This window comes from Flavobacterium sp. CF108 (genome assembly GCF_900129795.1).
GTDB lineage: Bacteria > Bacteroidota > Bacteroidia > Flavobacteriales > Flavobacteriaceae > Flavobacterium.
The window spans coordinates 83008-105178 of record NZ_FQWW01000008.1 but is presented as its reverse complement, the minus strand read 5'-3'; the positions used below and the strand labels follow the sequence as shown (position 1 = coordinate 105178).

The 22171-nt window shown below is 34.8% G+C and carries 19 protein-coding genes; 9 read left to right on the top strand and 10 right to left on the bottom strand.

The annotated features are described in order from the left end of the window. Window positions 1-128: 128 nt before the first annotated feature. The 6 genes from BUE10_RS20150 to BUE10_RS20125 all read left to right on the top strand — a co-directional run bounded on the left by BUE10_RS20150 (window position 129) and on the right by BUE10_RS20125 (window position 10007). On the top strand, window positions 129-650 hold the full coding sequence (locus tag BUE10_RS20150) for a DUF5004 domain-containing protein (RefSeq protein WP_073488350.1): 522 nt from the start codon (window positions 129-131) through the stop codon (window positions 648-650). Between the two features lie 7 nt (window positions 651-657). Next, window positions 658-1740 (top strand): antibiotic biosynthesis monooxygenase family protein, encoded by a 1083-nt coding sequence (locus BUE10_RS20145; RefSeq protein ID WP_073488629.1) that lies wholly within the window; start codon window positions 658-660, stop codon window positions 1738-1740. 120 nt (window positions 1741-1860) lie between these two features. Beyond that, on the top strand, window positions 1861-4860 hold the full coding sequence (locus BUE10_RS20140) for a SusC/RagA family TonB-linked outer membrane protein (RefSeq protein ID WP_083598206.1): 3000 nt from the start codon (window positions 1861-1863) through the stop codon (window positions 4858-4860). A gap of 24 nt (window positions 4861-4884) precedes the next feature. After that, window positions 4885-6399 carry a RagB/SusD family nutrient uptake outer membrane protein gene (locus tag BUE10_RS20135; RefSeq protein WP_073488345.1) on the top strand — a complete coding sequence of 505 codons (1515 nt, stop codon included), beginning with the start codon at window positions 4885-4887 and terminating at the stop codon, window positions 6397-6399. A 313-nt stretch (window positions 6400-6712) separates the two neighbouring features. After that, complete coding sequence (locus tag BUE10_RS20130) at window positions 6713-7957, top strand: glycoside hydrolase family 99 protein (protein ID WP_073488342.1); 1245 nt, start codon at window positions 6713-6715, stop codon at window positions 7955-7957. A gap of 25 nt (window positions 7958-7982) precedes the next feature. Beyond that, window positions 7983-10007 carry a glycoside hydrolase family 97 protein gene (locus BUE10_RS20125; protein ID WP_073488339.1) on the top strand — a complete coding sequence of 675 codons (2025 nt, stop codon included), beginning with the start codon at window positions 7983-7985 and terminating at the stop codon, window positions 10005-10007. Window positions 10008-10391: 384 nt separating this feature from the next. On the opposite strand, the gene BUE10_RS20120 is transcribed toward BUE10_RS20125, so the two are convergent. The 3 genes from BUE10_RS20120 to BUE10_RS20110 all read right to left on the bottom strand — a co-directional run bounded on the left by BUE10_RS20120 (window position 10392) and on the right by BUE10_RS20110 (window position 13024). Beyond that, entirely contained in the window at window positions 10392-11306 is a 915-nt protein-coding gene (locus BUE10_RS20120; RefSeq protein ID WP_073488336.1) for a hypothetical protein, read from the bottom strand. Window positions 11307-11760: 454 nt separating this feature from the next. Continuing rightward, window positions 11761-12195 carry a DUF6526 family protein gene (locus BUE10_RS20115; protein WP_073488335.1) on the bottom strand — a complete coding sequence of 145 codons (435 nt, stop codon included), beginning with the start codon at window positions 12193-12195 and terminating at the stop codon, window positions 11761-11763. A 346-nt stretch (window positions 12196-12541) separates the two neighbouring features. Next, window positions 12542-13024 carry a DNA-deoxyinosine glycosylase gene (locus BUE10_RS20110; RefSeq protein ID WP_073488332.1) on the bottom strand — a complete coding sequence of 161 codons (483 nt, stop codon included), beginning with the start codon at window positions 13022-13024 and terminating at the stop codon, window positions 12542-12544. Window positions 13025-13207: 183 nt separating this feature from the next. On the opposite strand from BUE10_RS20110, the gene BUE10_RS20105 reads away from it, so the two are divergent. The 3 genes from BUE10_RS20105 (at window position 13208) to BUE10_RS20095 (ending at window position 15834) form a co-directional block, all read left to right on the top strand. Beyond that, complete coding sequence (locus BUE10_RS20105) at window positions 13208-14224, top strand: helix-turn-helix domain-containing protein (protein WP_073488329.1); 1017 nt, start codon at window positions 13208-13210, stop codon at window positions 14222-14224. Between the two features lie 332 nt (window positions 14225-14556). Continuing rightward, the gene (locus BUE10_RS20100; RefSeq protein WP_073488326.1) at window positions 14557-15510 is read left to right on the top strand and encodes a bifunctional helix-turn-helix transcriptional regulator/GNAT family N-acetyltransferase; all 954 of its coding nucleotides are present in this window, start codon (window positions 14557-14559) and stop codon (window positions 15508-15510) included. Next, window positions 15511-15834 carry a cupin domain-containing protein gene (locus tag BUE10_RS20095; RefSeq protein ID WP_073488323.1) on the top strand — a complete coding sequence of 108 codons (324 nt, stop codon included), beginning with the start codon at window positions 15511-15513 and terminating at the stop codon, window positions 15832-15834. It abuts the gene before it with no gap. Window positions 15835-15907: 73 nt separating this feature from the next. Here the strand turns inward: BUE10_RS20095 and BUE10_RS20090 are convergent, their stop codons facing one another. The 7 genes from BUE10_RS20090 to BUE10_RS20060 all read right to left on the bottom strand — a co-directional run bounded on the left by BUE10_RS20090 (window position 15908) and on the right by BUE10_RS20060 (window position 22072). Continuing rightward, window positions 15908-17107: an NAD(P)/FAD-dependent oxidoreductase gene (locus tag BUE10_RS20090; protein WP_073488320.1), complete on the bottom strand. Its 1200-nt coding sequence runs from the start codon at window positions 17105-17107 to the stop codon at window positions 15908-15910. Window positions 17108-17247: 140 nt separating this feature from the next. Then, window positions 17248-17631: a hypothetical protein gene (locus BUE10_RS24295; RefSeq protein WP_073488318.1), complete on the bottom strand. Its 384-nt coding sequence runs from the start codon at window positions 17629-17631 to the stop codon at window positions 17248-17250. Window positions 17632-17646: 15 nt separating this feature from the next. Beyond that, window positions 17647-18450, bottom strand: a complete 804-nt coding sequence (locus BUE10_RS20080) for an MlaD family protein (RefSeq protein ID WP_073488316.1) — start codon at window positions 18448-18450, stop codon at window positions 17647-17649. Window positions 18451-18473: 23 nt separating this feature from the next. Next, the gene (locus tag BUE10_RS20075) at window positions 18474-19253 is read right to left on the bottom strand and encodes an ABC transporter ATP-binding protein (RefSeq protein WP_073488313.1); all 780 of its coding nucleotides are present in this window, start codon (window positions 19251-19253) and stop codon (window positions 18474-18476) included. Beyond that, on the bottom strand, window positions 19250-20014 hold the full coding sequence (locus BUE10_RS20070; RefSeq protein ID WP_073488310.1) for an MlaE family ABC transporter permease: 765 nt from the start codon (window positions 20012-20014) through the stop codon (window positions 19250-19252). Before BUE10_RS20070 ends, BUE10_RS20075 begins: the two co-directional genes overlap by 4 nt. Window positions 20015-20270: 256 nt before the next feature. After that, window positions 20271-21515 (bottom strand): beta-ketoacyl-ACP synthase II, encoded by a 1245-nt coding sequence (gene fabF / locus BUE10_RS20065; protein ID WP_073488307.1) that lies wholly within the window; start codon window positions 21513-21515, stop codon window positions 20271-20273. Further along, a complete protein-coding gene (locus BUE10_RS20060) occupies window positions 21515-22072 on the bottom strand; it encodes a TetR/AcrR family transcriptional regulator (protein ID WP_073488303.1) in 558 nt (185 codons plus the stop codon). The genes fabF and BUE10_RS20060 overlap by 1 nt, the downstream gene beginning before the upstream one ends. Window positions 22073-22171 lie beyond the last annotated feature (99 nt).

The window sequence follows — 22171 nt, the reverse complement described above, 5'->3', positions numbered from 1 at the left end:
ATTAGTTATTTGTAAAAACATTTAAATTATATCTTGATTTTTTACAGATATTTTTTTTTAGATTTATTTAACATCTAGCTTCGTACTGTCCTTTTTAAGGGATGAAAAACTAACAAAAACCAAAATTTATGAGAAGTAAAAGTTATTACTGGTTAGCTCTGTTTATTTGTTTTTTTGCCATTAGCTGCGACAATACAGAAGACGGAAGCTACGTTGATCCAATTACGATTTATGAAAAAGTAAATGGAAATTGGGGATTAACAAATCTAAAAATGGTTGACGAATTTGCTAAGGCAAATAAGATCGAACCAAGCGAGGAAAACTTGAGTACTTTTTTTAACTACGAAGATTTTAAAATCAATTTTAGCGTAGACGAAAAAAACAAACCTACAAGTTATGAAGTGACGGGCAATGTTCCTCCTTTATTTGCTCCAAAAGGCTATTGGGAATTAAGCTCAGATTTTCAACAGACCAATGCAAGCGCAGTAAGAATCTACTTGTACAGCGACGCTGCAAAAACTCAAAAAACAGACGAACTTAGAGTAACATCTGTTCCGGGAAACAATGACGAAATGGAATTTCAGTTAGTGCATTCTTCAGGAGGAACTCCGTTTGTGACTTATGTATTTAAATTAAATGCTATTAATTAAAAGTAATATGAAAAAATTTCTATATACAATTTTACTTGCCCTTTTGATGGCTCCAACATTTACAAAGGCACAAGAAAACGCGGGAGCTGTGGGACCTATGTCATCATTTCCGGTTGTTTACAAATATGACGAGCAAGTTACTTGGTACTTTGATCTTTCTGGAACTACGTTTGCAGAAAATCAGGATTTATACATCTGGATTTGGTCACCATCTGAACCAGATGCGGGAAATTGGGAGAACTCTTCTGATTTTGCAAAACTGCACTATGAAGGAAATAAAGTGTGGAGTTTTACTTTAACTCCAACAGTATATTTTTCTAAAACTCCGGCTGAAATTGCAGCAAGCGCAGGATTCTGGTTTCGTTTAAAAGACAAAACGGGATCTAAACAAAGCGACGTGGCCAATATGCCATATACTGATTTCTCTTCTTTTTATACTGCGAATGAGCTAATCAGAGCTTATCCAACAAAACCAACAATTGATAAAGGTGTAAGTATTTTATTTAATGCCAATTTAGCTCCGGGATTTGCTGGCGCAACAAGCGTTCATATCCATAGTGGATTGAACAACTGGGATATTAAACAAGAATACCAATCATGGTTACCGGACATTGCTGCAAAAACCAAACTAAAAGATTTAGGAAACGGATTCTACAAAATGGATCTTGTTCCAAAAACATACTACAATGCACCTGACGGTTACGTGATGGAAAATTTAGTTTTCCTTATGGTAAAAGACGACTGGGCAGGAACAATTCCGGATCAGGTTTTATATGCAGGAGCTTATGAACCGCCGCCGGCACCAATATTTGGATTTTTTCCTTTACAAATCAGCCAGAAAGATTTCTTAGGTATCTACAGAAAAAACAACGAGCCGGGAGTAAACAAATTGCTTTACACAATTACGGCTGGTGCAAAAACAATTTCTGGTGAGTTTAGCGGAGGAACTGCAGAGATAAAAGGATTTGTCAATTTGGTTTCAGAACTTAAGGATTCTCCTGTTTTAAGTGAAATTCATGTTTTAGTTAAAGACAACAAAGACAAAACGATTTCAGATACGACGATTCCGCTTAAAACCTTAGACAAATAATTCACTATCAAATTAAAACATCATTCTAATGAAATAAGCATAATCCTAAAATTAGTCGTTGAACAAATAATGGATATGCGAATTACATATGACTGATAGAAAATCAATAAATAACTACATATGAATAGTAAAAATAAAAGAATAGTCCTGCATCAAATGTGGACTACTAAATCGCTGGTATTCATGATTTTCATGCTTTTTCTTTCGGCAGGAATGTTTGCTCAGGGAAAAAAGCTGGTAACGGGTACCGTTTATGACAATACAGGCACTGTGTTGCCGGGAGCTTCGATTATCGAAACTGGAACGAGAAATGCAACAACAACAGATTTTGACGGAAAATTTAGTTTAGAGGTAGCCGTAGGAGGTTCAATCGAAGTTTCATTCATCGGTTCAACTACTCAAAAAGTAGAGATAACAGCATCTTCTTCAAAGTTAGAAGTTCGTTTACAAAACGACGGTTATCAATTGGCAGAAGTTCAGGTTGTTTCTGTTGGATACGGAACACAAAAGAAATCTGATTTAACCGGAGCTATTTCAACCGTTACGGCAGATAATTTAGTAAAAGGAACAATTTCTTCAACAGAACAGGTTTTGCAAGGAAAAGTTGCCGGATTAAATATCATTCGTCCTTCGGGAGATCCAGCTGCAGGTGCAACGCTTCGTTTACGTGGAGGAACTTCATTAACAGCAAGCAACAGTCCGCTTATTGTAGTTGACGGAATTGCCGGTGTTGATATCAATGTGGTTCAGCCGGCAGATATTAAATCTATCGACGTTCTTAAAGATGCTTCGGCGACAGCCATTTATGGTTCAAGAGGAGCAAATGGGGTTATCATTATTACAACAAAATCTGGAACAAAAGGAGTTTCTGTTGTATACAGCGGTTTATCAAGTGTAGGTTATGTTGCTGATAATTTAGACCTTTTATCTGCAAACCAATGGAGAGGTTATGTTCGTCAAACCGGAAATATGGATGCTGTTGATTACGGCGGAAATACAAACTGGCAAAAAGCAATCGAACAAACAGCTATTTCTCAGTCACATACTTTAAGTATTAATTCTGGAAAAGTTGACAGCGGTTTTAGAGCTTCTATCGCTTACTTAAACAACGAAGGCGTTATTAAAAAATCTGGTTTAGAAAGAATCAGCGGAAACGTTAGTGCTTACCAATATCTTGGAGACAATAAAGATGTAAAATTTGATATGGGTTTATTTGCTAATATCGACAAATGGCATCCTATTGATTACAGAATTTTTGAGCGTGCTTACAACTTAAACCCAACAATTCCGGTTTATGATGCAAATGGAAACTTTACATCAGTAGGAGGAAATATCTACGAAAACCCGGTTGAGATTTTAACAAACAGAACGGTTGATAACGAAAGACACAGACTTTTAGGATATTTTAAAACAGAAGTTAAATTCTTAAACGATTTTCAGGCAGTTGCTAATATTTCATTAGAACATAATGCAGTAGCGGGTGGAACTTACAAACCAACTTACGCTATTATGGAAGGTAGAACTGAGGCTGGATATGCGCAAAGAACATACGCAGAATATACAAATGCACAAGGTGAACTTTATGTAAATTATTCTAAAGTATTTGGTAAACACAGCGTTAGTGCGTTGGCAGGTTATTCTTATTTAGAAAATATTTACCAAGGTTTTGGAGCACAAAGAAGCGGATTTGTGAGTGATGCTTTTGGCTACAATAACTTAGGTGCAGGTTACAACTATCGTTTAGGAGATGTTTATTCTTATAAAGGAAAATCAAACCTTGTTTCTTTTTACGCTCGTGCAAATTACAACTATGACGGAAAATATCTGCTTACTGCAACAGTAAGACGTGATGGTTCAAGCCGTTTTGGAGAAAACAATAAATGGGGAACTTTCCCATCTGCATCTGCAGCGTGGAAAATTTCTAACGAAGATTTCATGAGCGGTACAAAAGACTGGTTAGGATCTTTAAAATTAAGAGTTGGTTATGGAGTTACAGGTAATCAGGACGGAATTGGTGAATACAAATCACTTTCAATTTTAGGAGTTGGAAACGATAGTTACTACGATCCGGTTACAGGAACCTGGAGTTTAGCTTATTCTCCAAAACAAAACCCAAATCCTGATTTGAAATGGGAATCTACAAGACAAATCAACGTAGGTATCGATTTTGGTCTTTTTGACAGAATCACAGGTTCATTTGAGTGGTACCAAAAAAACACAGACGATTTATTGTATACTTATGAAGTTCCTCAGCCTCCATATTTAGTAGGAACAATGCTGGCAAACGTGGGTGAAATGTCTAACAAAGGAGTTGAACTTACTTTGAATGCTGATATCGTAAGAGGGGATAAATTTACGTGGAATGCTAATTTAACACTTGGACACAACATCCAAAAAATCGAAAAATTATCAAATCCAACCTATAAAACAGATGTTATTTACAGTGGTTCATTACACGGTTTAGCTGGTATGTCTGGTCAATATTCTCAAGTTATTGCAGAAGGATATCCAGTGGGAACTTTCTGGGGATTCAGAAATGCTGGTCTTGACGAAAACGGAAAAATTCAGTACTACAATGCAGCAGGAAATGTTGTGGCAGAAAGTGCTTTAGTTGATGCTGATAAAACAGATTTAGGTAATATTCAGCCGGATTTGACTATGGGTATTGGAATGAATTTTACTTACGGAAATTTTGATCTTGGTATTACAGGTTACGGAATGTTTGGACAAAAAGCATTAAACGCTACAAACATGATGCTGAACGATCCAACAAGATTACCATCTTACAATGTGCCGGATGATTTTTTAGGAAGCGGAATTACTTCTTCTCCTAAATATTCAGATTACTGGATCGAAGATGCGTCTTTCTTTAGATTACAAACACTTTCTGTTGGATATACAATGCCATTAGGCTTCAAAAATTCAAAATTGAGAATGTACATTATGGGAGAAAATCTGTTTGTAATTACAGGTTACAAAGGAGTAGATCCAGAGATTGGTTTAAATGCGCAGGATGGTGTTGACCAAACAGGATTAGCAGCGCCTGGTATTGATAAGTATAACAATTATCCACGTCCGACAACTATTTCTGTAGGATTAAATTTCACGCTGAATAACTAAGCGATTAACTCAAAAATATAAAAAATGAAAATCAAAATAACAGCAGCAATATTAGTAAGCATGCTTTTTACGATATCATCATGTACCGATCTGGATGAACAATTATATGATAGAGTAGAAGATGGAAATTTTGGAAATACTCCAAAAGAAATTGATGCATTAGTGGGCGGGGCGTATTCTTCGTTAAGAGGTTTTGCAGATGGAATTTCAAACAATTACCCAACCTGCGAATACGTATTCTTTTTGAACGAAACGGTTTCTGATGAAGCTACAATTCCTACCAGAGGAACAAACTGGTACGATGGCGGACAATATCAGGATGCGCAAAGACACACCTGGAAAGCAGACAACCGTATGATTCTTTCGGCTTGGCGTTACAACTATACGGGAATTGCAAAAATAAACTCCATCATTTATCAAATCGATAAATCGTCATTGACAGCTAATGCAAAAGCACCAATTTATGCAGAATTAAAAGCGTTAAGAGCGTATTACTATTACAATCTTTTAGACTTATTCGGAAATGTGCCAATTGTTGTAGATTTTGCAGATACAGCACTTCCAACAAATTCTACAAGAAAACAAGTTTATGATTTTGTTGAAAAAGAATTAACAGACGCAATTCCGCATTTAACTGGAAATGTAGTGTATTCTAAAATGACAAAAAATGTGGCGTATGCTCTTTTAGCAAGATTATATTTGAACTCAAAAGCTTTTATAGGAACAGAGCGCTGGCAGGATTGTATCGACATGTGCCAAAAAATTTCAGGTTACACATTAGCTCCTGATTTCTTTGCCAACTTTGCAACTCAAAATGAGAAATCTCCTGAAATTATTTTCGCAATTCCTTACGATTCAAAAGCAGGAACAGTTGGAAATTACATGAGTTCAATGTCTTGTCATTACCTTCATAAATTGACAATTTCTCCAGTAGGGGATTATCCTTGGAGTGCAAACGGAATGTGCGCGCAGCCGGGAGTTTATTCTGAATTTGCCGATACAGACAAAAGAAAAAAATGTATGGTTGCCGGAGATCAGATCAACTTAGCTACTGGAACTGTAATAACAATGGATAATGGAGAACCATTAACCTATACAGAAACAGTTACAAGTGTTGCTGATGCTAAAGAAAATGAAGGTGTTCGTTTAGGAAAATACGAAATGAAAGCCGGAGAAACCTGGGAACGTGACCACGATTTAGTAGTAATTCGTTATTCTGAAATTTTAATGATGCAGGCAGAATGTTACGTTCGTTTAGGATCTGCAGATTTAGCAAAACCATTTGTACAACAAGTTACAGCACGTGCAGGAGAAGAAATGCCGGCAACAATCGATCTTAATTTTATAGATAAAGAATTGCTTAAGGAATTTACTTTTGAAGGAAGAAGAAGAACTGATAACATTCGTTTTGGAACTTTCTTCCTGCCATGGTGGGAAAAAGGAACAACAGAAGCTTACAAAGCAATCTTCCCTATTCCAAGTACCGTTTTAACAACAAATAAAAACCTGAAACAAAATCCTGGGTATCCTTTGAATTAGGTTCTAAAATGTCAGTCTTCCATGTTGGTTAGTCGTGGAAGGCTGACATGTTTATAAAAATAATTTTTGCCACTTCCGATAGCTATCGGGATAAAGGATTAAAAAGATTAAAAAAATGTTTCACGCAGATTTTGCAGATTAAAGCAGATCTAATTTTAATGTATAATAAATCTGCACAATCTGCTTAAATCTATTAAAATCTGCGTGAAATAATTTAATCACAGATAGTGAGCAAATAAAGACAATAAAAAATCATTCTAATCTTTTATCCCGATAGCTATCGGGAGTGGCAAAAAATAAAAATTAAATCAATATGAAAAGATATATCACATTATTGTTTTTTGGGATAATGAACATTGTAGTCGTTTCCGGATGCAGCAGCGATGACAAAAGTCCCGAAGAACCAGTAAAACCAGAAGTGCTTAAACCCGTTGCAGTTGAAAAAACAAACAGCACCAAAATTTATGTACACTATATGCCCTGGTTTGAAACCAATGAAAGCAGTGCCGATAAAAAATGGGGATACCACTGGACAATGGCAAACAAAAATCCGAATACTATAGGCGCAAACAACCGCAGGGAAATTGCCTCTTACTATTATCCTCTTATTGGTCCATATCATTCGGGAGATAAAAATGTGATTGAAAATCATTTATTATTGATGAAATACTCAGGAATTGATGGTGTTTTGATCGACTGGTACGGAACTTACGATGTCAACGATTACAGAATGGTAAAAGAAAACACTGAACAGCTTATTGCCATGCTGGATAAAGTTGGTCTGGAATATGCCATTGTTTATGAAGACAGAGTTACGACAAATGTTGTCAATGCCGGAAAAGCAATTTCTGTGACCAGTGCAGCAAAAACAGATTTAGCCTATATGGAGAAAAATTATTTTGATGATGCAAACTATATCAAAGTAAACGGAAAACCATTATTATTAAATTTTGGACCAATTGTATTGCAAACTCCTTCCGAATGGACAAACGTTTTCAATAGCATTACGACAAAACCAACTTTTTTAACCCTTTGGGATCAATCTGTAGAAGCCGGAGCAAATGCATCTGGAGAATATGCATGGGTTTATAAAAACAGTACCTATCTAACAAATTTTTATACCAATACAAAACCTAAACTTTCTGTAGCAATTGGAAGTGCTTATCCAGGTTTTAAAGATTTTTATGCCGAAGGCGGAGGCGGAGCAGCAATTGGATGGACAATTGACCACAACAATGGAGCAACGCTAGACGAAACACTTTCTATGGCTAAAAATGCCAATTTAAATTATTTGCAGTTAATTACGTGGAATGACTTTGGAGAAGGAACTATGTTTGAACCAACAGTTGAATTTGGTTACTCGTACATCGAAAAAGTAAAAGCATTTGCCGGAGTTAAAAACACCGAATCTGTATTTCCGGATATAAGCAAAATGTATAACCTTCGAGTAGAAAAGAAAGGCAATGCCGACGCTCAGAATAAACTGGATCAGGCTTTTAATTATTTTGTTTCCATGCAGCCCGCAAAAGCAAAACAGTTAATAAACGAAATAAAATAAGAGTTGTAATTAATACAATTAAATAATGAAAAACATAAGATATAGATACTGTATAATTGCTTTAGCGTCAATATTAATTTACGCCTGCAGTGCTGGTACTAAAAAAACATACAAAATTAATTCTCCGGGAAAAGTAACCGAATTAGTTTTTGAATTAACTGTTTCAGGTCAGCCTCAATACAGTTTTACTTCAAACGGGAAATCGGTTATAGAACCTTCGTTAATGGGATTTGAATTTCAGGGAATTCAAAAAATGACAGAAGGTTTTGAAGTGGTTTCGACTGAAGAAAAATCTGCCAATGCAACTTGGGAACAGCCTTGGGGAGAATTCAAAAAAGTTCGCGATCACCATAACGAATTGATTGTTCACTTAAAAGAATCAAAAGGAGAAGAACGTTTAGTTGATATTATTTTCAGGGTTTTTGATGACGGCGTAGGATTTAGATATGTATTTCCAAAACAGCCTAATTTAGGAAAAGTGAAAATTTCAAACGAAATCACGCAATTTACCTTTAAATCAAATAATGATGTTTGGTGGATTCCGGTACACCGCGAAAACAGTTATTACGAAAGTGAATACCGTAAAACGCCAATCAGTAAAACTGATACAATAAATACTCCGGCAACTTTTGAAACAAAAGAGAATTTATACGTTGCGATTCACGAAGCCAACTTAACTGATTTTGCTTCGATGACACTTTTAAAAACAAGTGATAAACAATACAAAAGTGATTTAGTGCCTTGGGCAGATGGTGTAAAAGTGTATGCTGAAACACCTTTTAAAACACCTTGGAGAACGATTGTTGTAGGTAAAACTCCGGGTGATGTTGCGACTTCGACTATTATGCTGAATTTGAACGAACCTTCAAAAATTGAAGATCTTTCGTGGATTACACCTTCAAAATACATCGGTATTTGGTGGGGAATGCACTTAGAAAAATTCACTTGGGGACAAGGTCCAAAACACGGTGCTACAACAAAAAATACAAAAGAATACATTGATTTTGCTGCGAAAAACAATTTTGACGGCGTTCTGGTAGAAGGCTGGAACGAGGGCTGGGACGGCGACTGGACTGCCGATGGTAAGGCATTTAGTTTTGTAAAAGCATATCCTGATTTTAATCTGGAAGAAATTACAAAATATGCTGCCATAAAAAATGTTCGATTAATAGGACATCATGAAACTGCTGGTGCTTCTAAACATTATGAAGGCCAGCTTGAAGATGCTTTTAAATTGTATCAAAAAATGGGTGTAAACTCCGTTAAAACAGGTTATGTAAACAAATATTTGGATAAGAAGGAATGGCACGACAGCCAGTACGCATCTCGTCATTACAGAAAAGTAATCGAAACGGCAGCCAAATATCATATCATGATCGACAATCACGAACCGATAAAAGGAACCGGAATTCAGCGTACGTATCCGAACTTTATGTCACAAGAAGGCGGAAGAGGTCAGGAATATAATGCGTGGTCTGTAGACGGCGGAAATACGCCTCAGCATTTAACAACTTTACCGTTTACAAGAATGCTTTCAGGTCCGTTTGATTACACACCGGGGAATTTCAATTTTGATTATAAAACTCCTTCTGGAGCGAGAGTACAAACAACTTTAGCCAATCAATTGGCATTGTATGTGATTATTTTCAGTCCACTGCAAATGGCTTCAGATTTACCGGAGAATTATGTTGACAAACCAGAATTTCAGTTTATAAAAGATGTTCCGTGTACGTGGTCTGATACTAAAGTTTTAGATTCTAAAATTGGAGAATACACCACAATTGTTCGTAAAGACTGGGACGAGAAAAACTGGTATTTAGGTTCTATTACAAACAAAGATGCCAGAGATCTTAAAGTAACCTTATCTTTCTTAGACAAAGGAAAAAAATACGAAGCCGAAATTTATGCCGATGGAGCAGGAGCAAATTATAAAACAAATCCTTATCCGGTTACAATTTCAAAACAAAAGGTAAATAACCAAACCGTTTTAAATATCAAATTGGCAGCAGGTGGAGGAACAGCTATAAAATTTACTCCAATCGAGAAATAAGAAAGTTTAGATTTTTTGAGTTAAGTTTGAGTGGATGAACCCGATATCTTGAAAAAGGTGTTGGGTTTGTTTGTTAATTAAACCATATAAGCTATATAAGTTCATTTAAATGCATGCCCATAAATTTTTAACGCATATTTTTTTTAACGCAAAGGACGCTAAGTTTTTTTAATAAGTTAGGTTTTTATAAAACTGCAAAGTTCGCAAAGCTTTGTGTTGATAAAGCTTTGCGAACTTTGTGCATTGTAAATGCAATCTATATCAAAAAAACTTAGCGTTAAAACCTTAGTGTGCTTTGCGTTAAAAAAATTATACGCATAGATTAAAACTTGAAACTTGAAACATGAAACATGAAACATGAAACATGAAACATGAAACAAAAACTCAATGTTTGTAGAACTTCACGTGATTTCCAAAGCTATAGGTTGCCGCCAAAGTAGGCCCGTTATAACCCCATTTAAAGAAACCATCAATTTTAGGTCTGGTTACATCAAGTCTGAAATTTAAACCAGTATAACCTGCTGTAAGACTAAAGTTTTTATAAACGTTATATAAAACCGATAAATTGTAGCTGATAATTCGGCCGTCGATATCGTCAATTTTAAGGGCAAAATAATTTACGTTTGCATACAGCCCCACTTTTTTTCCAAGGACAAACTCACCCCAAATTCCAATATCAGGCAAAGGAGCAGTAAAGCCCACCGTGTCGTGATATTCTGCCTGAGCCGTAACTCCTTCCAGTCTTAAACCTACATCAGCAAGAAGCACGTGCGCACCAATTAATAAACCCAATTCATATTTTGGTTTAGAAACAATGGCATATCCATACGCAAATCGGATCATTTCGTTATTCATAAAAGCCGAAACCCGAGCGTCAACGGGATAAGTATGATCCTGAAATTCGATTGTTTTTTGAAGTGTTTTTTCTGAATTTCTTTTTAAATAAAAATACTCCAGATTAAAGCGGGATCTTCGGGAAGCACGCCATTCAAAAGCGCCAAAAAAGGAAACCGTATTAGTTTCAAAACCTAAATCTTTTTCAAAATCAATATCAGTTCCAATTCTTCCACCCGTTCCGTTAACTTCAACTTCGGTATTGTTTGCGGGAAAGAATACACCTGCAGTAGCTTTAAATCTTCTTCCATGCCATGGAAGATCTTCTGCAGCATAATTCTGAAATTCATCCGAATTATCTTTTACAGTAGTTAAAGTATTTTCGTTTGTTATTTCGGCAGTTGTTTGGGCATTGACCGAAAAAAAAGAAAGAGGAATTATCAAAAAATAAACTAATTTTTTCATGAGATTGATGTTTTAGATTTATTGATGAAATTTTAACAATTAAAGTTAACAAAAAAAATCATTCAATTTCAATTTAAAAGGCTTTATTATTTTGATATTCAGATATATAAGTTTTTGCTTGTTTTGTTATTATTATTTTAGATGTTAATTTTAAGGACTTTTAGCCATATTTTTTATTGAAGTATTGGCAGTTTAGCCAGGCTTATTTTTGCTTTTATATTCCTTTTTAATTATATGAAGGTGAGAAGTAAAGAGTGAGAAGTAAAAGTGTAATAAGTTATTAAGATAATTTAGTTTCATCACACTCCTGCAAGGTTTTCAAAACCTTGTAGGTATAAATATTCCAAGCAAATCGATATGATATAGAAACCTACAAGGTTTTGAAAACCTTGCAGGAAGTGAATAAAAGAGATAGCAAAATCTAAAATCTAAACTCTGCAATCTAAAATTCTCCTTAAACTCTGTTATAATCTGCACGCCAGTGAACGATAGCTTTTTTTATGGCGTCTCCGCTAAGGTTATTTTTTAATGCATCCTCAAGTAACGGAAGAAATTCATCATCTGGAGCAAATCGTAATGCAAAAATTTGATCATCGGTTAATTTGTGTTCAAACTCTTCCAGTCTTTTTCCGGTAAGTGTAAAGTAGCGATAGCGGAGTTCTAAGCGTACAATTCGGTTTTGTAAAATAAGCGCATAATGCTGGCGAAGCATATAAGCGAGGAAAAACAAAAACACAAAAACCACGCTTATAAAAGACCAAATAAGAGAATCATTTGTAGTAAAAGCAAAGTAAATGCTAAACACAAGAAATACCGTTAAAACAGGATAATACACAAAGTGGTGCGGTGTGTAAAACCGGATATGATTGTAGTAAGTTTGAATTTTCATAATTGGAAATTTATGTTAAATGTAGAAAAAAAGAAAGCTACCCTAATAATTTAGAATAGCTTTTTTCTCAAAAATAAACTAACATAACCAATGTTCTCTTTATAATCTAAACTTGTAAAAAGTTTGTCTTAGTAGTATCTATAATTTTAAAAAGCCTCTTCTTCATTAATCCTTCCAAACTGTGGCTTTGATTTCTTGATTGTAAAATTATAGCGAGCTGAGAAATTTCGTGTTATATTTTAAAGTTCAAAAGTTATATTATTTCAATATTTAGATTTTTATTAGCCACAAATTCACGAATTAATTTACAGCGAACTGTAAAATAAAATTCGTGATTATAAACTATTTAGAATGTATTGATAATCTTCCATTCGTCTAATTTTGATTGAAACGATTTGCCAGCATTTGCCGGACTTGTTGATGGAAGTGTGATAAGCGTATACGTTTCTTTTAAATGAACATACTTTTTAAAGAACGCCGCGGCTTTTTGTCCGTTAAATAATATGGTGTTTATTTTGGGATGTTTTTTCAGGAATGTTTCAAAATCATTTGCAATTTCATTTTTTATGGCACTGTCTAAACTTCCAACACGGTCGCAATATTGCAGAACATCCCAAAGCGCAATTTTGTTTTTAAGCAAAAGGGCTTTTTTAGTTTCGTAATCATTCGAGAAATCCTCATTAAAAATAGCAAACAAAAACTTCCAGAAATTATTCTGATTGTGTCCGTAATATTGATTGAGTTCTAAAGATTTTGTTCCGGGCATTGTGCCTAAAATCAGAATTTTAGAATCATTTGAACTTATAGGAGAGAAGGAATAGCTTTTCATTGATTGAATTAAGAAATATTTTATTTGAGTTAAACTTATAGAGATAAGTAATTATAAAACAATTGTAGAAAATTATATAACATTTTTGGTTTGTGATTGAGCGAACTTTGAATATCTGCTTTTTAAGCAGAATGATGTTGGTTTAAGAATCATTTAAAATTACAGAATTAAAATCGAAACAAAATGAAAATAGTTACTATACATACAGAGAAAATTCAAAACATATTTGAAGAATTGAATAAAAACTTCGGCGGAAAAGTAACTTTTGACGTTGATGAATATACACTTGAGGTAAACAATAATTTTGCAAAAGGTTCTATTAGCGGTGCTTCTTTCAATGATAATATTTCATACGTTCAGTTTGATATGACATTTTCGGTCGATTTAAAATTGAATGTTAATAACGGAATTTCATCGCCATTATATTTTGCTTATTGTTCTAAAGGAAATCTTTCGCATAGTTTTGGAATTCATGGCGAAGAACATAAGCTAAAAACTTTTCAGACTGCAATAGTAACGTCAAACTTAAACCAGGATAATGTTTTGTTTTTTGAAAAAGATAAAAAAACAAAATTCACTTTAATAATTGTGGGAACACAGTTAGAAGCAACTCAGACAAATTCTTTGAACCAAATGGTTAGGGAAACATTTTTTGAAGAAAACCTAAACGGAGAATTCTTTTATGCCGGTTCATACAACTTAAAAATTGGTGAAAAAATCGAACAGCTAAACGCAGTAACACAAACCGGAGTAGTTAGAAATTTATTGAAAGAAGGTATTTTGAGAATCATTCTGGCAATGGAAATTCAACAGCATACAGACGATTTAAATTCATTTTCGAAAGAAGCAAACTGCTTAACTTTAAGAGAAATGGAAGAAGTAAAAGAACTTTCAGAAACCATAAAAGCAAATCCCGAAGAACCTTTCACCATTAAATCATTAAGTAAAAAATCGGGTTTATCGCCAAATAAACTTCAGGAAGGTTTTAAAATGATTCACAACAGAACCGTAAATGATTATATCACCCATATGCGCGTTCTAAAAGCCGAGATACTAATTAGAACTTCAGACTTAAATATTTCTGAAATCGTGTACTGTATTGGTTTTACAAGCAGAAGTTATTTCTCTAAAATCTTCAAACAAAAATTTAACTGCAGCCCAAAAGAGTATAAGTTTAATTTGAATCCGTTGGCTGTTTAGCCAAAGGGGCAAAGATTCAAAGGGACAAAGCAACAAAGGTTTTAAAACTTTGTCACTTTGCAACTTTGTACCTCTAAAAAAATAATGCCGTTAGCTATTAAGCAAGATATATACAAAAACGCTAAGGTTCTGAGTCGCTGAGGTTCTAATTCAAATTAGAGGCTCCAAACTTAGGATCTTAGTTTTTTTTTTGAGTGACAAAGGTTCAAAGTGACAAAAGTTAAAAACTTTGCCCCTCTGTCACTTTGAACCTTTGTTACTAAAAAAAAACTTTTTGCCAAAAAAGATTTTTTTTATACATTTGCATAACTAGTTATATAATTAATTATAATATGCAATTTTTTGACAAAGTAGGTAAAGCGGCTTTAGGAAGTCGTTTACGATTAATGACTGCAGTAATAACAGATGATGCATCTAAAATTTACGAATTATACGGTGCAGATTTTGTTCCGAAGTGGTTTCCTGTGTTTTATACGCTCACAGAAGAAAGAGAATTGACGATTACAGAAATTGCAAATGAAATTGGACATTCGCAGCCTTCGGTAAGCAAGATTATTCAGGAAATGACGGCTGCCGGATTGGTTCAGGAAAGTTTGAAAACAGATGATAAACGCAAAAACAATGTTGTTTTGACTGCAAAAGGACTTTTGCTTGCAAAAAATATTCAACAGCAATTAAAAGATATTGATGTTGCGATAGACGGTTTGATCGCCGAATCTAAACATAATCTTTGGGCGGCACTTGAGGAATGGGAATTTTTATTGGAACAAAAATCAATGTTTAAAAGAGTAAGTGATCAGAAAAAAATCCGCGAAAGCAAAGATGTGAAAATTGCTGAATACAAACCAGAATATCAGGAAGCTTTTAGAGCCTTAAATGTAGAATGGATTTCGACTTATTTTGAAATGGAAGAAGCCGACTATAAAGCGCTCGATAATCCCGAAGAATATATCTTAAACAAAGGCGGAAAAATTCTGGTTGCTCTATATGAAAACGAGCCGGTAGGTGTTTGCGCCCTTATCAAAATGGATAATCCCGAATACGATTTTGAAATGGCAAAAATGGCGGTTTCACCCAAAGCGCAGGGAAAAAATATTGGCTGGTTATTAGGGCAGGCAATTGCGACAAAAGCGAAAGAATTAGGCGCAAAAAAGATATATCTGGAAAGCAATACGATTTTAAAACCCGCTATAAACTTATATTATAAATTAGGTTTTGAGAAAGTTTTTGGTCTGGAAACACCTTATAAACGCTGCAACATCCAAATGGAGTTAAAAATAAAATAAATGAAAAATATTGTAAAAAAGGAGAATGCTGTTTCAAGACAATTCTTAGGCGTTGATTTTGTGGTTTTATCAATAGGTAAAGATTCAATGGTAACAAAAATGCTATATAAATTAACTGATTTTGTGCCGTTTCACCAACATCCAAATGAACAAAGTGGTTATGTAATTTCAGGCAGTTATAAACTGAAATTTGAAGGAAAAGAATTTTTATTAAATGAAGGAGATACCTACTCAATTCCCGCAAATATTGAACATTCTATTGAAATTCTCGAAGCTGGTGAAGTAGTAGATGTTTTTACACCAATAAGAGAGGACTATTTATAATATAAGTTGCTAAGGTTCTAAGAAACTAAGGAAAAAACTCAGTATCTTAGAACCTTAGCATCTTAGTATCTTTTCAACGCCCAAACCTGTAAAACTCCAAATCCTGATTTTTTTTATTTTTTATAGAATCAACAATGGAGTTCATTCCTATAACGCTGAAAGTAATTCCGTTGCCTCCGAAGCCCAGAACGTAATGAATTTTTTTTTTCGGGTCTGGTTTTCCAAAATAGGGAAGACCATCTTTGGTTTCGCCAAAAGTTCCGGCCCAGGAATAATCTAATTTGAATTCTACATTTGGAAATCGTCTTTTAAACTGACGCATTAAAGAAGCCTCTTTTTTAGGGAGCATTTTATCCCGTTTTTTGGCATCTCTAAATTCTTCATCGCCGCCACCCATAATAATTCGGTTATCTGGAGTGGCACGGTAATAATAATACGGAGAAGAAGTATCCCAAATAACTGCATTTTTTAAAATTGTAGGTAATTCAGGAACAACTTCAGACGCCAGCGCATACGTACTTTTTAAATCAACAATTTTTTCTTCAATAGTTTCGGTACTTTCATAACCGCTGCAGTATACAACATGATCTGCTGTTATCGTACATTTATTTTCGGTGTGTGCAATACATTTTCCTTTTAGAGTTTGGACAGAAGTAATATTCGTTCTGTCAAAAATCTGCATTCCGTTTTGATAGCAGTAATACAATAAATCGTTCGCCAGTTTAAACGGATCCATAACTGCCGCAGTTTTAGATTCGATGGCGGCAATGGCATTTAAACCCATTTTTTCAAGATCATATTTATTGAGCCAGGTCACATCAAAATCGCGCTGTTTTCTGGCTTTAAATTCGTTCTTTAAAAACGGAATATCTTTTTTGTATGAAGTAAAATAAATACTTTTTTTGAATTCAAATCCGCAGTCGCTTTCGATCGTATCAATTATATTTCGAAGTTCAAAAATGGCTTTCTTTCCGTTTCTATAACTGTCTACAGCACATTTTTCACCCCGAAGTTTAATCAGTTCGTGCAGCGGAACATCAATTTCATATTGAAGCAAAGCGGTACTAGCGGCTGTACTGCCGTTTGCTACGTCGCGGCGGTCAACTAATACTATTTTTTTTCCTGCTGTAATTAATTTATAAGCCATTAAAGCCCCTGTTATTCCTCCTCCGACAATTAAAATCTCCGTTTTAATATCAGAATCAATAGAAGGATAACTGGTATTCATGGCACTTATAAGAGGCCAAAAGGTTTCTGTAGAGCGTAATTTCATTTTTTAGTTTTATTTCTTGCAGTACGATTTTTAGTTTGGTTTTTATCTTTGTACTCATGCTGAGAATGTGCTTCGGTCAGTGAATGAGAGGTTCTTTATGCTTCCGCCATTTTGTTTTTTCTTTTTCATTGCTTTATAAATTAGGTTTTCTTCTTACTGATTTTTTCTTTTTTGATTACTTTATTATTCTCATGATAAACTGCATCATAAATTTCTGACCTGTTTTGCTGAACATGAAACATCGGAATTCCTTTGTAAGCGTGCTGAATGCTGAAATCTTTTACATTGAAATGTGCATCAAAATGAGCTGTTGTTGGCGTTTCATCTTTGTATCCGGCATTGATACCCACAATACAATCGATAATATTAAAAGTGGTATTTTCTAAAAATAAAGCCCCTTTTGTAATGCCCACTTTTCTGGGAAATAATAATGGAATCAAAAAAAGTAACAGCAGGATTCCTGCTATTACTATTCCCGTCCATTTTAGTATTTTAAGGCTTATATTTTTAAATGAAGTTTTCATGGCGCAGCGTTTTTATTATTTCTTTTCAGGCTCTTTCTTAGCGTCTTCAGCTTTTTGTTTTTCCTGTTTTTCTTTCTCTTCTTTAGCTTTGGCTTCTTTTTCCTGTTGTTCTTCTTTTTTCTCTTTTATTTCTTCTTTCTGTTTTTCTTTTTCCTTTTCTTTTTTCTTGAAGTAACCTCTAAAAAGGAAATTGCTTTTTGCTGCTTCCATATTTTCACTGAAACCTTTTGTACCGGTTTCTAAATTTGAAAGCGTATTCGAAACGCTGTTTGCCATTTTATCATCGCGGACTAATCTCGCCAAAGCGCCGTTTCCGTTATTCATACTGCGGCTGAAAATGGCCAGCTCTTCAGAAATAACGCCAACGTTGTCAACGCTTTTCTTAACGCTTTTCATAATGTCATTCATTTCTATTCCGTTGATAGAAGCGATGGCTCCATTGTCTTCGATGATTTTTGTCGATTTTACGCCGGGCATAATAGTAAGGACTTTGTCGCCCATTAATCCGTCAGAACCAATGCTGGCACGGGCATCTGTTTTTATGAATTCGCGGACTTCATCTTTTATAACCATTGAAACGACTACCGATGAATCATTTATTAACCGGATTTCTTCGACTGTACCAATGTTAATACCTGAAAAGCGGACGTTGTTTCCCACTTCTAAACCGCTGACCGTTTTAAATTTTGATGTGATATGGAATGTTGAACCAAACAGATTTTTTTGTTTTCCGATAAAATAAATGGCCATTATAAAAAGCAGCAGCCCAACTGTTACAAACATTCCTAATTTCCAAGTATATCCAGATTGCTTCTCCATGATTTCTAATGTTTTATTTTGCTTTATTCAAAAAATGAACGTACCCATTCGTCTTCGTCTTTCTCTAATTCTTCGTATGTTCCTTCGGCATGAATGACGCCGTCTTTTAAAACCATAATCCTGTCTGCAGTCATTTTGGCGCAGGCCATATCGTGCGTAATAATGATCGATGAGGTTTTTTGTTTGTGTTTGACATCCAGGATTAATTCACTGATTTCTCTTGAAGTAATCGTATCTAAACCTGTAGTAGGTTCGTCGTACAAAATGATTTCCGGTTTTAAAATCAGCGTTCTTGCTAAACCAATTCTCTTTCTCATTCCGCCTGATAATTCTGCCGGCATTTTGTCGATTGCATCGCCAAGACCTACACTTTCAAGTGCTTCAATAACTTCATTTTCTACTTCATCTTCGGTTAACTCTCTTTTGTGTGCACGAAGCGTAAACGCGAGGTTTTCTCTAACGGACATTGAGTCGTATAAAGCGCCGCTCTGAAATAAAAATCCAATTTTGACCCTTATTTTATTTAATTCATCTTTTGAAAGATTCAACACATCTTCATTAAATACTTTTATTTCGCCTTGATCAGGTTCAATTAAACCCACAATGCATTTTATAGTTACCGATTTTCCAGAACCCGAACGGCCCAGGATCACTAAATCTTCGCCTTTATTTACGGTTAAATTTATACCTTTCAGAATTTCGTTGTCTTTACCAAAAGTTTTGTGCAGATCCTTAATTTCAATGATTGGAGTCTGTTTTTTAGCTTTTGATTTTGGTTCGCTATTTTTTTCTTCTTTAATCATTTTAAGTAAATTAAATCGGTTAATTGTACGGCAACCATATCAATAATAAATATGCTTAAAGAAGCTGTCACTACGGCCGAGTTTGCAGCGCGTCCTACACTTTCTGTTCCGTTTGCGGCATTGAATCCTTTATAACAGCCAATCATCCCGATGAAATAGCCAAAGAAGAATGTTTTTATCGTTGCCGGAATCAGATCTGAGAATTCTAAAGATTGAATAATCTGGGTTAAAAAACGATAGAAATTGACATCGCCGTGAATATTGATGCCAACATAGCCGCCGACAATTCCAATAGCATCAGCAAAAATCACTAATATTGGAACCATTAACGTACAGGCTAAAATTCTGGTTACGACCAAATAGTTGTAAGGATTGATGGCTGAAACTTCCATGGCATCGATTTGCTCCGTTACTTTCATTGAACCTAATTCGGCACCAATTCCTGACGAAATTTTTCCGGCGCAGATTAAGGCTGTAATAACCGGCGCAATTTCTCTAATTAAGGAGAGTGCCACCATTCCGGGAAGCCAGCTTTCGGCACCAAATTTCACCAAAGTTGGTCTGGATTGAAGCGTAAGCACTAATCCCATAATAAAACCTGTAATTGCCACCAAAGGCAATGATTTGTAACCTATGATGTAACATTGTTTCAAAAACTCTTTAGCCTCATAAGGAGGAATAAAAACCTCCTTAAAAAACCTTTTGGCAAACAATGCTGCGTCTCCAATTTGTGCGAATGTATTTTTTAGGCTGAGAATCAAAATGTTTTGTTTTTAAGTTAGGTATGGTTTGAAAATCAATTATTTAACAGTTTAAGGCACTTTTTAAATTATATATGAAAGTTACTTCTATACTTGTTAAAATACTTTACACAACTTTTTTTGAGCCTTATATAATTTTCATAAAATCACAATATATTTAGTAGATTGACGTTGCAGTTTATACAAACAAAAAATCCCTTTCTTTAGGAAAGGGATTTTTAATATAATTCGCTTTTTGAGCTTGTAAATTCGCTCTTTATTCTGTAAATTTTTTAAATATCGAACTGGCAACGTGACCGCCAAAACCAAAAGTATTACTCATGGCATAATTCACTTCTCTGGATTGTGCTTTTCCAAGTGTCAAATTAAATTTATCGGCAAATTCTGGTTCAGCTTCTTGTGTGTTTATTGTTGGCGGAATAATATTTTCCTGAACCGCTTTGATGCAGGCAATCGCTTCAATTGCTCCGGCACCGCCAAGTAAATGTCCGGTCATTGATTTTGTGGCACTAATATTCGCATTTGGGTTTATTCCAAAAACTTTTTCAACAGCTTTAAGTTCGCTTAAATCTCCCGTTGGAGTAGAAGTTGCATGTGCATTAATGTAATCAATTTGATCTGGAGAAATCCCGGCTTCTTCAAGCGCAAGTTCCATTCCTAAAACTGCACCTTCACCTTCAGGATGCGTTCCTGTTAAATGGTAAGCATCTGCAGCTAAACCTCCGCCTACAATTTCAGCTAGAATTACAGCGTTTCTTTTTATGGCATGTTCGTAGCTTTCTAATATCACAACGCCGGCGCCTTCGCCTAAAACAAATCCGTCTCTTGTTGAATCAAAAGGGCGTGAAGCTTTGCTGTAATCATTATTTAAGGTAGACAATGCTTTTGAAGCATTAAAACCGCCAATTGAAGATTCTGTAACCGAAGCTTCAGAACCGCCAGTGATCATCATATCTGCTTTGCCCCAGCGAATATAATTGAAAGCATCTATGATTGCAGTATTGCTGGCAGAACAGGCAGCAGCAGTTGTATAGTTAATTCCTCGAAGTCCATATTTAATCGAAATAACTCCTGACGCTATATTCACAATTCTCTTCGGAATAAAAAACGGACTGAATCTTGGTGTACCATTTCCTAATTTATATTCTCCAATTTGCTCTTCAAAAGTTGAAATTCCGCCGTCGCCGCATCCCCAAATAACTCCAATTCGGTTTTTGTTTAAGGAATCAAAATCGATATTGGCATTTTTTACGGCTTCGTCTGTGGCATACAAAGCATACTGCGTGAAAAGATCGTATTTTCTAATTTCGTTTTTCTCAAAAATAGGCGAAGCATCAAAGTTTTTAACTTCGCATGCAAATTTAGTTTTGAATTGTGTGGTGTCAAATCTTGTTATGGGAGCGGCACCGCTGACTCCGTTAATTAATGAATTCCAAAATTCCTGAACATTATTTCCAATAGGAGTTACTGCTCCTAATCCTGTTACTACAACTCTTTTCATTATTTTTTAGGTCTTAATTCTGTTAATATTGTTTCTCTTACCAAGTCAAAATCATTATCGTTTGTAAGTCTCGAAAGCTGTACAATGGCAACCATATTGGTTATAATCATTATGGCTTTTGTTCTTGGTGCCATTTCAAAATCAAATATTTTGAGTTCTTTTCCTTCAATTAAAATTTCAGTAAGCCAGCTGATTACGATTTGAGCAAATACTTGCAGTTCTGCTTTTATAGCATCATCTAAAGTGTTTAAATCGGTAGCTAATGAACCTACAATGCAGACTTTATTTTCTTTTTTTATCTGTGCCTGTACTTCTAAAAAAGCTTGCAGTTTTGTTAATGGCGATTCATTGGCAACTTCTTTTTTTAAAGCTTCACATCGGGCAATGTGTTCTTTAATGGTTGCCACACCAAGATCTGATTTAGTAGGGAAGTGGTAATGAATAGAAGCGGTTTTGATGCCAATATCATTTGAAATATCTTTAAAACTAAAAGCATTGTAGCCTTTGTTTCGAATAAACTGATCTGCTTTTTCTATAATATTTTCTCGTGTTGTCATGGCAGTAATTTTTTGACAAATATACTACCTATTAGTAGATAGGTAAATTTATTTAGTTTATTTTTAAGATTAATTATTGCTGTAAACAAAAAATCCCTC